Origin of the sequence: Mesorhizobium sp. LNHC229A00 (genome assembly GCF_000502415.1) — a bacterium.
Taxonomy (GTDB): Bacteria; Pseudomonadota; Alphaproteobacteria; order Rhizobiales; family Rhizobiaceae; genus Mesorhizobium.
Genome location: NZ_AYWQ01000009.1, coordinates 24,439 through 39,710, shown reverse-complemented (window position 1 = coordinate 39,710; position 15,272 = coordinate 24,439). Strand labels below are relative to the sequence as shown.

Annotated in this window: 10 protein-coding genes and 1 pseudogene; 4 read left to right on the top strand and 7 right to left on the bottom strand. The window is 62.8% G+C overall.

The features are described 5' to 3' along the window. Position 1: 1 nt before the first annotated feature. The 6 genes from aat to X742_RS151410 form a co-directional block, all read right to left on the bottom strand. The gene (gene aat / locus X742_RS151385) at positions 2–619 is read right to left on the bottom strand and encodes a leucyl/phenylalanyl-tRNA--protein transferase (protein ID WP_023773089.1); all 618 of its coding nucleotides are present in this window, start codon (positions 617–619) and stop codon (positions 2–4) included. Positions 620–645: 26 nt separating this feature from the next. Further along, positions 646–1,989, bottom strand: a complete 1,344-nt coding sequence (gene accC, locus X742_RS151390; RefSeq protein WP_023773088.1) for an acetyl-CoA carboxylase biotin carboxylase subunit — start codon at positions 1,987–1,989, stop codon at positions 646–648. A gap of 10 nt (positions 1,990–1,999) precedes the next feature. Next, positions 2,000–2,452, bottom strand: a complete 453-nt coding sequence (gene accB, locus X742_RS151395; protein ID WP_023773087.1) for an acetyl-CoA carboxylase biotin carboxyl carrier protein — start codon at positions 2,450–2,452, stop codon at positions 2,000–2,002. Positions 2,453–2,478: 26 nt separating this feature from the next. Then, complete coding sequence (aroQ, locus tag X742_RS151400; protein ID WP_023773086.1) at positions 2,479–2,913, bottom strand: type II 3-dehydroquinate dehydratase; 435 nt, start codon at positions 2,911–2,913, stop codon at positions 2,479–2,481. Positions 2,914–3,058: 145 nt separating this feature from the next. Next, positions 3,059–3,898 carry a DsbA family protein gene (locus tag X742_RS151405; RefSeq protein ID WP_023773085.1) on the bottom strand — a complete coding sequence of 280 codons (840 nt, stop codon included), beginning with the start codon at positions 3,896–3,898 and terminating at the stop codon, positions 3,059–3,061. Between the two features lie 69 nt (positions 3,899–3,967). Then, the gene (locus X742_RS151410; protein WP_023773084.1) at positions 3,968–5,362 is read right to left on the bottom strand and encodes a M48 family metalloprotease; all 1,395 of its coding nucleotides are present in this window, start codon (positions 5,360–5,362) and stop codon (positions 3,968–3,970) included. A 147-nt stretch (positions 5,363–5,509) separates the two neighbouring features. Between X742_RS151410 and X742_RS151415 the strand changes: the two genes are divergently transcribed. Both X742_RS151415 and X742_RS151420 read left to right on the top strand, forming a co-directional pair. After that, positions 5,510–6,658, top strand: coding sequence for an aminotransferase class I/II-fold pyridoxal phosphate-dependent enzyme (locus X742_RS151415; RefSeq protein WP_023773083.1), 1,149 nt, complete (start codon positions 5,510–5,512; stop codon positions 6,656–6,658). Positions 6,659–6,662: 4 nt separating this feature from the next. After that, on the top strand, positions 6,663–7,610 hold the full coding sequence (locus X742_RS151420; RefSeq protein ID WP_031241230.1) for a glutaminase: 948 nt from the start codon (positions 6,663–6,665) through the stop codon (positions 7,608–7,610). Between the two features lie 95 nt (positions 7,611–7,705). Here the strand turns inward: X742_RS151420 and X742_RS01000000170245 are convergent. Continuing rightward, positions 7,706–10,649: pseudogene (locus X742_RS01000000170245) on the bottom strand (Rne/Rng family ribonuclease). Positions 10,650–11,298: 649 nt separating this feature from the next. On the opposite strand from X742_RS01000000170245, the gene X742_RS151425 reads away from it, so the two are divergent. Both X742_RS151425 and X742_RS151430 read left to right on the top strand, forming a co-directional pair. Continuing rightward, complete coding sequence (locus X742_RS151425) at positions 11,299–12,576, top strand: N-acetylmuramoyl-L-alanine amidase (RefSeq protein ID WP_023773080.1); 1,278 nt, start codon at positions 11,299–11,301, stop codon at positions 12,574–12,576. 213 nt (positions 12,577–12,789) lie between these two features. Continuing rightward, positions 12,790–15,234: a penicillin-binding protein 1A gene (locus tag X742_RS151430; RefSeq protein WP_023773079.1), complete on the top strand. Its 2,445-nt coding sequence runs from the start codon at positions 12,790–12,792 to the stop codon at positions 15,232–15,234. The last annotated feature ends 38 nt before the right edge of the window (positions 15,235–15,272 follow it).

The following is a 15,272-nucleotide window of genomic DNA, read 5'->3' as shown; positions in this document are numbered from 1 at the left end:
CCTACGGAAAAAAGACTGCTTCGCCTTTCAGCGCGTCTGCCAGCATCTTTTCATATTTGCCACGCGGCACGTCGACCGCGCCGAAACGCTTGAGGTGCTCTGTCGTGAACTGCGTATCGAGCAGCGCGAAGCCGCGTGCCCTCAGGCGCTCGACGAGATGCACCAGGCAGGTCTTCGACGCGTCCGTCTCTTTGGAAAACATGCTTTCGCCGAAGAACACCCGCCCGAGCGAGACGCCATAGAGGCCGCCGACCATACGCCCCTCGCGCCAGGCCTCGACCGAGTGGCAATGACCCATGCGGTGCAGTTGCACATAGGCTTCGCGGATCGGCGCATTGATCCAGGTAGAGCGGCGCTCCTCGCGGTTTTCGGCGCAGCCGTCGATCGTCGCTTCGAAATCGAAATCGAAACGGATTTCGAACGGGTGCCTGCGGATCGTCTTCTTCAGGCTTTTGGGTGTGTGAAAACCGTCGAGCGGAATGATGCCGCGCGTCTCCGGCCGCACCCAGAAGACCTCCGGGTCACCGGCACTTTCGGCCATGGGGAAGACGCCCGAGGCGTATGCCTTGAGCAGAAGGTCGGTCGGGATGCGATAGCCTGGCGCGTAGGGACGGGTCATCGCGTCATCATAGCGGCAAGTTGGGGCTATTCGCCCTTGGCCAAATATTTTTCCAGCCAGTGGATGTCGTAGTCGCCATTGGCGATGTCGGCGTTGCCGACGAGATCGCGAAACAGCGGCAACGTCGTCTTGATCCCGTCGACGACGAATTCGTCGAGCGCCCGCCGCAGCCGCATCATGCATTCGACGCGGTTGCGGCCATGCACGATCAGCTTGCCGATCAGGCTGTCATAGTAGGGCGGGATCTTGTAGCCGGAATAGACGCCGGAATCGACGCGGATGCCGAGGCCGCCCGGCGTGTGGAAATGCGTGATGGTGCCCGGCGAGGGGGTGAAGGTGCGTGGATCTTCGGCGTTGATCCGGCATTCGATGGCGTGGCCGTTGAACTTGATGTCTTCCTGCTTGACCGAAAGACCGCCGCCGGAGGCGACGCGTATCTGCTCGTGGACCAGATCGATGCCGGTGATCGCTTCCGTCACCGGATGCTCGACCTGCAGGCGCGTGTTCATCTCGATGAAATAGAACTCGCCGTTCTCGTACAGGAACTCGATGGTGCCGGCGCCCGAATAGCCGAGATCGGCAATCGCCTTGGCGCAGATGCCGCCGATGCGGGACCGCTCCTCGGCGTTGAGCGCCGGCGAATTGGCCTCTTCCCAGACTTTCTGGTGACGCCGCTGCAGCGAGCAGTCGCGCTCGCCGAAATGCACGCCGCCGCCAAAGCCGTCGCCGAACACCTGTACCTCGATGTGACGCGGTTTCTCCAGGTATTTCTCGATATAGACCGCGTCGTCGCCGAAGGCCGCGCCCGCTTCCGAGCGTGCCGTCTGCAGTGCGATTTCGAGGTCTGCCTCGGCATGCGCTACTTTCATGCCGCGTCCGCCGCCGCCGGCCGACGCCTTGATGATGACGGGATAGCCGATCTCGGCGGCAATGCGCCTGGCTTCCTTCTCCTCGGTGACCGCACCGTCGGAACCGGGCACCACTGGAATGCCGAGGCGTTTTGCCGTGCGCTTGGCCTCGATCTTGTCGCCCATGATGCGGATGTGGTCGCCGGACGGGCCGATGAAGGTGATGTTGTGCGCCGCCAAAATGTCGGCGAACTTGGCGTTCTCCGACAGGAAGCCATAGCCCGGATGCACGGCGTCGGCGCCGGTGATCTCACAGGCAGCGACGATCTGGTGGATGTTGAGATAGCTGTCGCGCGACGGCGGCGGACCGATGCACACGCTTTCGTCGGCGAGCCTGACATGCATGGCGTCAGCGTCGGCGGTCGAATGCACCACCACCGTCTGGATGCCGAGCTCCTTGCAGGCACGCAGCACCCGGAGCGCGATTTCGCCGCGATTGGCGATGAGGATCTTCTGAAACATCAGGTCCGCTCTACTCGATCACGACGAGCGGCATGCCGTATTCCACCGGCGTCGCGTCCTCGAACAGGATCGCCGTCACCGTGCCGGCGCGCGGCGAGGGGATCTGGTTCATCGTCTTCATCGCCTCGATGATCAGCAGCGTCTGGCCTTCCTTGATCTTCTGGCCGACCTCGATGAACGGCTTTGCGTCCGGCGACGGCGCCAGATAGGCGGTGCCGACCATTGGCGAGGTCACCGCGTTTTTCGACACGTCGACCGCCGCCGGCGCGGCCGCGGGCTGGGTTGCCGTTGGTGCATAGGCGGGCTGCGGGGCCGCAATCGCGTGAACGGCGGGCGCCTGTCGCGACACCCGTACCTTCAGGTCGCCGAGTTCAACCTCGATTTCTGTCAGGTTGGTGTCGTTCAGTATGCCCGCCAGATCGCGGATCAGTTGCTGGTCAACACCGGTCTTCTTTATCGACATTTTCGAGCCTTCTGTTTGTTGGCCGGTCATAGGCGTGCGGCCAGCGCTTGCAGCGCCAGCGTGTAGCCGAGCGGCCCAAAGCCACAGATCATGCCGACAGCGACCGGCGCGACCATGGAGACGTGGCGGAACGGTTCCCGCGCGTGGATGTTGGAAAGGTGAACTTCGGCGACCGGCAATGGCGCGACCGAACGGATGGCGTCGTGGATCGCGATCGAGGTATGGCTATAGGCGCCTGGGTTGATGACGATTCCGGCGGCTTTGTCGCCGGCTTCCTGGATCCAGTCGACAAGATCGCCTTCATGGTTCGACTGACGGAAATCGATCTCGATCCCAAGCGACGCGCCTGCCTGCTTGCAGTCCTCGGCGATCGCGGCAAGCGTCTTGCCGCCATAGATGCCCGGCTCGCGCTTGCCGAGCGCGTTGAGATTGGGACCGTTCAGGACGAATACCGTTTTCAAAAAAGCCGACCTTTTCCGGCACCGGCGTCAAGCCGGCGCGCTGGGCCTCTATACCGGGCATAGTCGCCCGCGGAAAGAGCGCAAGTGCGTTCTTTCACTGTCCACAACAGGCCGAAATGCGCCCGTGAAGAAAACCGCTTGCCGCTCAAAGCGCGGCTTTCGCCGCCTCGATCTTTTCGGCAAGCACTTCTTGCCCGAGCGCCCCGAACACGACCTCGTTGCCGACGACGTAGGACGGGGTTCCGGTGATCTGCAGTTTGTTGGCAAGATCGTAAGTTTTGGTGAAGGCCTCGGTGATCGATGGGTCCTTCATCTTCTCGTGCAATGTCGCCTCGTCGGCGCCGAGCGAAAGCGCGATCTTGATCGCGGTTGCCTCGGTGGCGCGCCCCTGGCCGCCGAGCAGGGCATTGTGGAACTCGCCGTATTTCTCCGGCATCATCAGGTGAAACGCCATCGAGACGACGCTCGCCTTCTGCGAATCCGGACCGAGGATCGGAAATTCCTTGAGCACGAAACGCAGGTCCGGATCGGACTTGGTAAGCGCCCGCATGTCCTCGATGGCGCGTTTGCAGAAGCCGCAATTGTAGTCGTAGAACTCGACGATGGTGACCTTGCCGTTCGGGTTGCCGACAACGCCGTCGAAGGTGGAATTGAAAATCTGGTCCTTGGCGTTCTTGATGACGCCCAATGCCGCGAGCCGCTGTTCCTCCTTCTGCTTGGCCTCGAGCGCGTCCTGCACTTCCAGCAGCACCTCCGGATTCTTCAGGAGATAGTCGCGGATGATTCCCTCGACCTCGGTGCGGTCGATTTTGGTGTCGGCCGCAACTGTCTGGATAGGCTGAGCCGCCTGGACAGGCTGCGCCGTCTGGACAGCCTGTGCCGTTCCGGCCTTCGCAACCTGCGGACTGCCGGCCACGAAACCGAAAGCCAGCATGCCAAGGGCGACCGCAACCCCCGTGGTGCCCAGCAGCAGTGCCTTTTTCATCGTTGTCGTTCCTTCTGCCTATTTTCCGGTCTGGCTGTGTCGCAGCACGCGGCCGGAAGGTTCATGAGATTACTGGCTCTTGCCTGACGATTTGTAGTTTATGATGTCCTGGGCGCGTATCCAGCGCGGCTCGCCGCGCTTCATCTGCTGTTGCGCCCGCATGGCGAAGATCTTCGCATCCTTGTAGTTGCCGGAATAGAAATGACCTTCGGCGGTGGCAAGCTCCGCGCCCGGTATGTCTCCCAGCTCCCCGTAAGCCTGCGCCAGATAACGATAGCCGGTGGAGTTTTCCTTGTCGCGGCCCAGGCCATCGTTGATCCGCACGACAGCTTGCTTGAGCGAGTCGGGCGTGCCGACCGCCATCAGCGCCTGGCCAAGCGAGACAGGCAGCAGGCCGGACCGTGCCGGGTCGAGGCTGACCGCTTTGGAATAAGCGTCGGCCGCATCCGCGGGCTTGTTGGCTTTCATCAGAATATCGCCGCGCAGCTCCTGGAAGTAGGCATTCTTGGGCTGCGCCTTGATCAGGGCGTTGGTCTTGGTGAGTGCCGCGGCGATGTTGCCGTAGAGATAGGCCGACTGGGCATCGCCATACAGCGCCGCCATGCTGCCCCGCATCTTTTGCATCAGCCGCGTCGCGGCGGCCTGGCCTTCCATGTAGACGGCAATCTTCACCCGCATCATGTCGTGGCGCTGCTGCAGTGCCGGCGCGTCGATCTTGTCGACGTTGGGGCTCTGTTTGACCAGCACCTCGAGGTTGGCGATGCGGTCCTGCGGCATCGGGTGGCTGATCCGGTAGGGATCGACCTGCGCCCCCGACAGCGACAGCGCGGTCTGGAAGCGATGAAAGGTCTTCAGCATGCCCATGCCGGACTGGCCGGTGGCATTGAGATAGGTGATGGCCGAGCGGTCGGCCGTGATTTCCTCGGTGCGCTGATAGGCGAGGATGCTGCGCTGCGCCATCTCGCCGCCACCGGCCGCCACGCCCATGCCGGCGCCGGCAAGGCCGCGGCTGTTCGTGGTCGCACCGGCAACGATCGCACCGGCACCGAGCAAGGTGGCGATGATGGCCATGGTCTTGGCGCGTTCGAGCTGGTCGCGCAGTTTCTGCTGGTGGCCGCCGGCGATATGCCCGGCTTCGTGTGCGATGACGCCGATGATTTCGTTCGGCGTCTCAGCCGTCATCAACGCGCCGGTATTGATGAACAGCCGGCGCCCGGTGACGAAGGCGTTGAAGCTGGAATCGTTGACCAGCACGATGTCGATGCCGTCATTCGCCAGCCCGGCGGCCCTGAAGATCGGCCGTGCATAATCGCGCACGAGGGCTTCGATCTCGGCGTCGCGGACCACTGGCACGCCTTGGGCGAAGGCGGTCTGCGAACCGGCAACCGCGACCGCGGCGGCAAGCGAAACCGTCGCGAAGACACGCGCTGCCTGGGCAATCGTCGATCTGGGTCGGCTCAACATGATGTGTCCACTGGTAGACGAGCGGGCGAAAGATGAAAAGTCGGCGCCTGAAAAACTTCCTCAACTTGTGATCCTCACATCAATCGGGCATTTGTGCGGCGCATGCGTCAGGACCTGGCGCGCTCAATCCTCGGGACAGGGGTAAAAATGGTCGTTTCGCTCTCCCATCGCGGCAATGTCGAGCCGTTCCACGCCATGGATGTGCTGGCCGAAGCGAACCGGCTGAGGGCTCAGGGCGTGCCGGTGATTTCCATGGCGGTCGGCCAGCCATCCGATCCAGCGCCCGTACGGGTTCGCGCCGCCGCCGCCAAGGCGCTGGAGAATGGACGCATAGGCTATACCGACACCTTGGGTCTGGCCCCGCTGCGCAAGGCGATCGCCGGGCATTACGCGGATCATTATGGCCTCGATGTCGACCCCGGCCGGATCGCGGTGACCACCGGATCCTCGGCGGCCTTCAATCTCGCCTTCCTGGCGATGTTCGACCCGGGCGACCGGGTCGCCATCGCCGCGCCCGGCTACCCCGCCTATCGCAACATCATGGCGGCCCTTGGCATCGACGTGGTCGAAATCGAACTCGGCGACGCGGCTTATCTGCACGCAGGACATCTGGACGCCGCGCATCGCGAGGCGCCGCTGAAGGGCGTGCTGTTTGCAAGTCCGGCCAATCCGACGGGCGCCGTCATCCCAGCCGACGAGCTGGCGACGCTGATCACCACGGCGGAATCGCTCGGCATCGCCGTCATTTCCGATGAGATCTACCATCGGCTGGCCTATGGAGCCCCCGACACCACGGCACTCGCCTTCAGCGACAGCGTGACGGTGATCAACTCCTTCTCGAAATACTACTGCATGACCGGCTGGCGCATCGGCTGGATGGTTTTGCCGGAAGAACTCGTGCGGCCGGTCGAGCGCGTCGCCCAGAGCCTCTACATCTCGCCACCGGAGCTGTCGCAGATCGCCGCGATCGAGGCTTTTGCCGCAACCGAGGAATTGGAGGCGGTGAAGGCACGCTATGCCTGGAATCGCGAGCTCTTGATGAAGCGTTTGCCGGAGCTGGGTTTTCCCCTGGCGGCGCCCATGGATGGCGCCTTCTATGCCTTTTGCGATGTCGCCCGGCACAGCAACGACAGCATGGTCTTCGCCCGCAGGATGCTGGCCGAGGCGCATGTGGCCGCGACACCCGGCCGCGACTTCGACACTCGGGCGGGGCATCGCACGATGCGGTTTTCCTACGCCGGCAGCCACGACGACATGGTCGAGGCGATGGCGCGCATCGAAAGCTGGTTGAGGTAGCGTCATGCCGGAAGTCGAACAGGCCCCCAAACTTGATCAAGCATTGGCGGAAGTCGCGGCGGAAATGGCTGAACGCACCGATCGCGGCGATGTCGCGACCTATATTCCCCAACTGGGCAAGATCGACCCGAAGAAATTCGGCATCGCGGCCGTCACCAATGATGGCCGCACGCTCGTAGCCGGCGATGCCGAGCAGGCGTTTTCGATCCAGAGCATCTCGAAGGTGTTCACCCTGACGTTGGCGCTCGGCAATGTGGGCGACGCGCTGTGGAAGCGGGTGGGGCGCGAGCCCTCAGGCAACCCGTTCAACTCGATTGTCCAGCTCGAGCATGAGAACGGCATTCCGCGCAATCCGTTCATCAACGCCGGTGCCATCGTCATTTCCGACATCCTGCTTGCCGGCCACCAGCCACGCGAGGCGATCGGCGAGATACTGCGCTTCATCCAGTTCCTCGCCGACGACGAGACGATCATCATCGACCGCGAGGTCGCGGCTTCCGAACGTGCCACTGGCTACCGCAACTTCGCGCTCGCCAACTATATGAAATCCTTCGGCAATCTCTATCATGCGCCGGAACTGGCGCTGGGCGTCTACTTCCACCATTGCGCCATCGCCATGAGCTGCCGGCAATTGGCGATGGCCGGCCGCTACCTCGCCAATGGCGGCAAGAACCCGGCAACCGGGCATTCCGTGGTGTCGTCGGAGCGGGCGCGGCGCATCGGCGCCATGATGCTGACCTGCGGCCACTATGACGGCTCTGGCGATTTTGCTTTCCGCGTCGGCATCCCCGGCAAGAGCGGCGTCGGCGGCGGCATATTGGGCATCGTGCCGGGTGTCGCCTCGCTCGCCGTCTGGTCGCCTGGCCTCAACGCCAACGGCAATTCCAAGCTGGGTTCGATCGCGCTGGAAAAGCTCGCCAGGATGATGAACTGGTCGATCTTCGCGCCTTAGAAACGTGACATGCCGATAAGAAAAATCCCGCGCCGTTCATTTCGATCGGCGCGGGATTCTTTTGTCAGAGAATCAATTCAACGGTTTGAAAAGGTTTAGAAAAAACCTTTCCGCTGCCACCAGCCGGCACGCTTCGGCTTTTCTTCGGTCTTGACTTCAGGCCCATCGGCCACGGTCGAGGAAACCACCGGCGCGACAGGCGTATCAGCGGCTGCCGCCTTGCGGCGCGATGGCCGGGCCTTCGGCGTCTCCTCGGTGGCCGATGCCTCGTCCGATGCCGCGGCTGGCGTTTCGGCGGGTGCCTGCACGGCCAGTTCCGCGGTCGGCTCCTCGGCGACGGCTTCGGCCGCCGCCTTCTTCGGCTTGGCTGCGCGACGCGGCTTCTTGGGCTTCTCGGTGCTTGGCACCTCGCCGCTCACGGTAGCCGCGGGTTGTTCGACGGCGGCGGCAGCCACCGGCTCGATCGACACAGGCTCGCTTAGCGAAGCGTCAGCCTCGGCGGGCTCGGTGGTTTCGCCGGCTTCCGCCTCGGTCTCGCCTTCACCGTCTTCGCGACGGTTACGCTTGCCGCNGCCGACGCTTCTTGCCCTGGCCATCGTCGGACGCTTCCGCCGTTTCGACGGTCTCGGCTGCGGCGACCGCAGCCTCGTCGTCTGCCTCGGCATCGCCATGGTCCGCCGCGTTTTCCCGCGCGGAGAAACCGTCATCGGATGTGGAAAGGGAAGCGCCGTCCGTCGGGGCGCCATGCTCGCGATCGCGGTCCTTGCCGCCACGCCGCCTGCGGCGCTTGCGGCGCTTGCGATCGCGGCCTTCGCCGTCCTCGCCGGATTTGGCCTGCTGATGCTGCGGCTGCTGAGCGTGGCGCGGCTGTTCGGCCTGGGCCGGCGCCTCGTCTTCCTCCTCGGCGACGACGATCTCGTCCTCCGGTTCTTCCGGCTCGACATAGGCCGGCAGGCTGCGCACCTCGACGAAACCTTCCGGCTTTTCGGCCAGCGCGCCGCGGAAGATCGCGTAGTGCTGGGCACCGACCGCATCGTCTGCCTCGATGGTGATCGTCAGGCCGAAGCGGCTTTCCAGTTCCACCAGCGTGCCGCGCTTGTGGTTGAGTACGTAGAGCGCGGTCGCGGCCGGCGTGCGCACCGTGATGTGGCTTCTCGAATCCTTGAGCAGGAACTCCTCGATCGCCCGGACCACCATCAGCGCCACCGACGAATCGGACCTGACATGGCCGGTACCGCCGCAATGCGGGCACGGCTTCATGGTCGATTCCAGCACGCTGGCGCGGATGCGCTGGCGCGACATCTCCATCAGGCCGAAATGCGAGATGCGGCCGACCTGGATGCGAGCACGATCGTTTTTGAGGTGATCCTTCAGCCGCTTCTCGACAGAGCGGTTGTTGCGGTTCTCCTCCATGTCGATGAAGTCGATGACGATCAGGCCGGCGAGGTCGCGCAGCCTGAGCTGGCGGGCGACTTCCTCGGCCGCTTCCAGATTGGTGTGGAGCGCGGTGTCCTCGATCGAGTGCTCCTTGGTGGAACGGCCCGAATTGACGTCGATGGCGACCAGCGCTTCGGTCTGGTTGATGATGATGTAGCCGCCGCTCTTCAGCGTCACTTGCGGCTGCAGCATGCGGTCGAGCTGCGCCTCGATGCCGTTGCGCACGAAAATCGGCGTCGTGTCTCGGAACGGCTGAACCACCTTGGCGTGGCTCGGCATCAGCATGCGCATGAAATCCTTGGCCTCGCGATAGCCCTCATCGCCGGAGACGAGAATCTCGTCGATGTCCTTGTTGTAGAGGTCGCGCACCGAGCGCTTGATCAGGCTGCCTTCCTCATAGACGAGGGCAGGGGCCGTGGACTGGAGCGTGAGATTGCGCACGTTCTCCCACAGCCGCATCAGATATTCGTAGTCGCGCTTGATCTCGGCCTTGGTGCGGCTCTCGCCCGCGGTTCGCAGGATGACCCCCATGCCTTGCGGCACTTCGAGATCGGCAACGACCTCCTTGAGGCGCTTGCGGTCGACCGCACTGGTGATCTTGCGCGAAATGCCGCCGCCGCGCGCAGTGTTCGGCATCAGAACGGAATAGCGGCCGGCGAGCGACAGATATGTGGTGAGCGCCGCGCCCTTGTTGCCGCGCTCTTCCTTGACGACCTGCACCAGCAGGATCTGCCGGCGCTTGATCACTTCCTGGATCTTGTACTGGCGGCGCACCGGCTTGCGGCGGTTGCGCACTTCCTCGAGCGCGTCCTCGGCGCCGACCGATTCGATCTCATGATCGTCTGGATGGGAAGAGGATACTTCCTCGAGCATGCCGCGATCATTGTCGGTGGAGGTGGCTTCGCTTCCCTGTTCCGCCTGCGGGATGGGCTCGGAAATCACATCGCCTTCGACGGAGGCGGCGATCGACTTGGGGGGGGCGTCGTTGGTCTCGCTTTTATCCTGTTCGGAAGAAACCTCGTCCTGTTCGGATGCGTCGGCGTAATCCGAGGCGTCGGATGCGTGTTCCGAGGTCCCGGAAAAGTCGGCCATGTTCTCGGCGACAACATCCGGGCCGTTGTCATCCGGGCCATTGTCGTTGTTCTCGTCTGCCTCGCCGGCGACTTCGCTTGCCTCGCCGGATTCGGCCGTGCCGGCATCGCGCCTGTTTTCACCACGGTCGCGGGGCTTGCCGCCGCGCCGGCGACCGCGCCGTCCACGATCCCGGCTCTGGCGATCGTCGCCTTCGCTGTCCTCGTTCTCTTCGTCCTCGGCCTCCTGCGCTTCCGCGCGCAGCAGTGCCTGACGGTCGGCGACCGGAATCTGGTAGTAATCGGGGTGTATTTCACTGAAGGCGAGAAAACCGTGACGGTTGCCGCCATATTCGACAAAGGCTGCCTGAAGGGAGGGTTCGACGCGCGTTACACGGGCGAGATAGATATTTCCTTTGAGCTGCTTCTTGTCCTGGGATTCAAAGTCGAATTCTTCGATACGGTTACCGCGTACGACGACTACGCGTGTTTCCTCCGGGTGGGAGGCGTCTATCAGCATTTTGTTGGGCATTATTTCGTTTCCTCCCGGCAGCCGCCAGCCGCAGCTTGCAAGGCAAAGCCCGCTGCTGCGTTTCTGGTGTGTGGGTGCCGGATGTCTGAATGTCCGCCGGACGCTGCCTGCGTGTCATGGCGGTGCCGCCCGCAGCCATATTGGCGCGGTTTGATGCGGACCTTTCCATGATTGCGCTTGAAGCCATCGTCACCAGCAGAACCTTTTGAACCAAAGCCCGGAAACCGGACCAGCTTGTTTGCTCATACAGAGCCGGCGCGGGAATAAACCCGGCCGTTTTCCTCACGCAGGCGATTCCCCCGCCACGGGAGCACACCTGCGAAATTCGTCGCAATCACCTGAAGCCTTTTCGCGTGAAGCGAAAGGAGCCGCCTTTCATCTGACCCTGTAGCAGGAAGCTGCGGAGGAGGGCGGTTCCAGGATTGCAGTGATCCACCATCGCTTTTATGATTTGGCGGGTTGGAAGGCAACCCCGATTTCCGATGCCGGCAAAAAGCAGTTCCGTAGCGTAAGCCTGGCCCCGTCCTTGCGTGAAAAGGCTTGGTTAACCTTCTCTCGATACCAATCGTTAATCGAGCTCGCGGCCTAACCGGCATGTTGACGAAACGAACCGGCGCCTGGCGCCAAACCGGGAGCGACTGGAAGAAAGATGGGACTGGCGGACTTCACAGACAAGGGATGTCGTGTTGGCGGCCAGGTTCTCCGTGCCTTCTGTCTCCTGCTGCTGGTGGTGATTTCCCAGGTCTTTTTCCCTGTAGCCTTTTTCCCTGTTGCCAATGCCGCCGACGCTCCGCTCGTGGCCAAGGGCTACAAAATGGCCGGCGATGCCACCAAGATGCGCATCGTCATGGATTTCGATCGCGAGCCTGACATCAGATGGTTCCTGCTGCGCGGACCCAATCGCCTTGTCATCGATCTTGCAAACACCCGATTTGCCATCGATGCCAAGGATCTGAAGCCGCGTGGCCTGGTCAAGGGCGTGCGGCTCGGCGAACTCGGCGAGGGCGTCTCGCGACTGATCCTCACCGGCAAGGGGCCGTTCGCCGTCGACAAGCTCGATGTGCTCAAGAACGAGGACGGAACCGGCTACCGCCTTGCCGTCGACATGTCGGCGGCCTCCGAACGTGAGTTCGACGCCGCTCTTGCCAATCAGGCGCTGACGACCGGTTCCACGGTTTCGACCGACAAGGGCGGCCGGGTCGGAACCGGGCCTGTCTCCAATCCGGGCCACCGATTCACCGTCGTCATCGACCCCGGCCACGGCGGCATAGACGGCGGTGCCGAAGGCTTGAACGGCACTATCGAGAAGAACGTCACACTGGCCTTTGCCACGGAGCTGCGCGACAAACTCGCGGCCGCCGGCCGATACGATGTCTTCATGACCCGGGATACCGACGAATATCTGCGCCTGGACGACCGCGTCCGCATTGCCCGCCAGCATGAGGCCGATCTGCTGATTTCGATTCATGCCGATACGATCAGCGTCAAGGGCATCCGCGGCGCCACGGTCTACACCGTCTCCGACAAGGCCTCCGATCCGGAAGCGCAGGCGCTAGCCGACCGTGAAAACCTGTCCGACCAGTTCGCCGGCATGGTCATCAAGAACGACAACAAGGAAGTGACCGATATCCTGATCGATCTGATCCGGCGCGAGACGCACACCTTCTCGATGAGTTTTGCCCACACATTGGTTGGCCAGCTGTCGACCAGTGTCGGCCTTATAAACAATCCCCAGCGTTCGGCCGGGTTCAAGGTGCTGAAGGCCCCCGACGTGCCGTCCGTGCTGGTCGAGCTCGGCTATCTCTCCAATGCCAAGGACGAGGCGCAACTGCTTGACGCCGAATGGCGCGGCAAGGCAGCGCAAAGCATCACCAATGCCGTGGCATTGTTCGCTTCCGCGCGTACCGGGGCTGGAACCGGAGGTTGACTATGCCCGGCGGCGCCTGCAACCAGAGGCGGCGTTGCGCGATGACAACACCCCGCGCTTTTATTTCGGGCTTGCGGCTGCGAAATCAGGCCTTGCCGTATTTTGTCCACATGGTGGCGACATGGGTTTCGATTACGGGTTGGGACCGGCTCGAAAGCTTGCGTGAAAGGCGGCTTCGTTTAGGAAATTCCCGAACCAAGGACTGGAGCGGGTATGATTCGTCTCATTGGCTATTTCTTCGGCATAGGCACGACGCTGGCCCTCCTGGCCGCCGCGGGCGTTGCCCTCTACATCGGCCATGTAGCGAAGGATCTGCCTGACTACGAAGTGCTGGCAAAGTACGAGCCTCCGGTGACCACCCGGATCCATGCCTCGGACGGCGCGCTGATGGCCGAGTACGCGCGGGAACGGCGCCTGTATTTGCCGATCCAGGCTATCCCGGATCGCGTCAAGGCTGCCTTCCTGTCGGCTGAGGACAAGAACTTCTACAGCCACCCCGGTGTCGACATAACGGGGTTGGGCAGAGCGGTTATCACTTACGTTTCGGGTGGCCCCATGCAGGGCGGCTCGACGATCACCCAACAGGTTGCCAAGAACTTCCTGCTCACCAACGAGCGTTCCCTGGAACGCAAGGTCAAGGAGGCCATCCTCTCGTTCCGCATCGAACAGGCCTATTCCAAGGATCGTATCCTCGAGCTCTATCTCAACGAGATTTTCTTTGGCTTCAACGCCTATGGCGTTGCCGGTGCGGCACTGACCTACTTCGATAAATCGGTAAACGAGCTGACCGTGGCCGAGGCCGCTTATCTGGCATCGCTCCCGAAAGGTCCGGCCAACTACAATCCCTTCAAGCATGCCGACCGAGCAATCGAACGGCGAAACTGGGTGATCGGCCAGATGGTCGAGAACGGTTACGTGACGCCTGAAGAGGGCGCAAAGGCGAAGGCCGAGCCGCTTGGCGTTGCTCCGCGCCGCAGCGGCTCCTACCTTTTCGCCGGCGAGTATTTCACGGAAGAGGTTCGTCGGCAGATCATCGCCCGCTATGGCGAGAACGCGCTGTATGAGGGCGGGCTGTCGATTCGCACCACTCTTGACCCGAAGGTCCAGCTCATTGCCCGCAAGGCGATGCAGAATGGATTGATGAAATACGATACTTTGCGTGGCTATCGCGGGCCGGTGAAGACGGTCGACGTGTCCGGCGACTGGGGTGTGCCGCTGGGCGCCGTCAAGGGCCTGGAAGACGTTCCCGAGTGGTCGCTGGCCGTCGTGCTCGACAGTTCGGCGTCCGGGCTGTCGATCGGCTTGCAGCCCGCACGCCAGGCGTCGGGCGACATCGTGAAGGAACGCGTCGAAGGCACCGTCAGTAAGGAGGACATGGGCTTTGCCATGCGCCATGTGGTCGACGGCAAAACAGTCAAGGCCAAGTCGCCGGCCGACGTGCTGAAGCCAGGCGACGTCATCTTCGTCCAGAAGAACGACGGCTCCGACAATACGTACAGCTTGCGGCAGGTTCCCGAGGTGGAAGGCGGCCTGATCGCGATGGATCCGCATACAGGCCGTGTGCTCGCCATGGTCGGCGGCTTCTCCTATTCGCAGTCGGAATTCAACCGCGCCACCCAGGCGATGCGCCAGCCGGGTTCGTCATTCAAGCCCATCGTCTATTCGGCCGCACTCGACAATGGCTATACACCGGCCTCGGTGATCATGGACGGACCGATCACCATCCAGAGCGGCAACACCACCTGGACGCCGAAGAACTATGACGGCACCGTCGCCGGGCCGGCAACGCTCCGCTCCGGCATCGAGAAGTCGCGCAACCTGATGACGGTGCGGCTTGCCAACGACATGGGCATGAAGCTGGTCGTCGAATATGCCGAGCGCTTCGGGGTCTATGATCATCTGGCGCCATATCTGCCGATGGCGCTGGGTTCGGGCGAGACGACCGTCATGCGCATGGTTTCGGCCTATTCGATCATGGCCAATGGCGGCAAGTCGATCAAACCGTCGCTGATCGACCGTATCCAGGACCGCTACGGCAAGACCGTGTTCAAGCAGGACGAGCGTGGCTGCGAAGGCTGCAACGCTCCTGAATGGAAAAACCAGCCCGAGCCGGAACTGGTCGACAATTCCGAGCAGGTGCTCGATCCGATGACCGCCTACCAGATCACCTCGATGATGGAAGGCGTCGTCCAGCGCGGCACCGGCGCCACAATCGGGGAACTTGGCCGCCACATAGCCGGCAAGACCGGCACCACCAACGACGAGAAGGACGCATGGTTCATCGGCTATACGCCGAACCTCGTGGTTGGGCTTTACATGGGCTATGACACGCCGCGCGGCCTCGGCCACGGCGCCACCGGCGGCGGTCTTGCCGCCCCGATCTTCAAGGACTTCATGCGTGTGGCGCTCGACGGCACGCCCAATGTCGACTTCAAGGTGCCTGACGGCATGAACCTGATCGCCATCAACCGCAAGACCGGCATGCGCTCCTCCTCGGGCGATGCGGGCACCATCATCGAGGCTTTCAAGCCGGGTACCGGCCCCGCTGACAGCTACTGGGTGATCGGCATGGGTGCTGATGGCTCCAACGCCTCGGGCGGCGCGCTGTCGCCGCAGGCCAACCAGGCCATCCAGGACGGCGGCGGCGGCCTTTACTGACGAATCCACGCGTCCAGTTGGGCCAGCCTCCGGCTGGC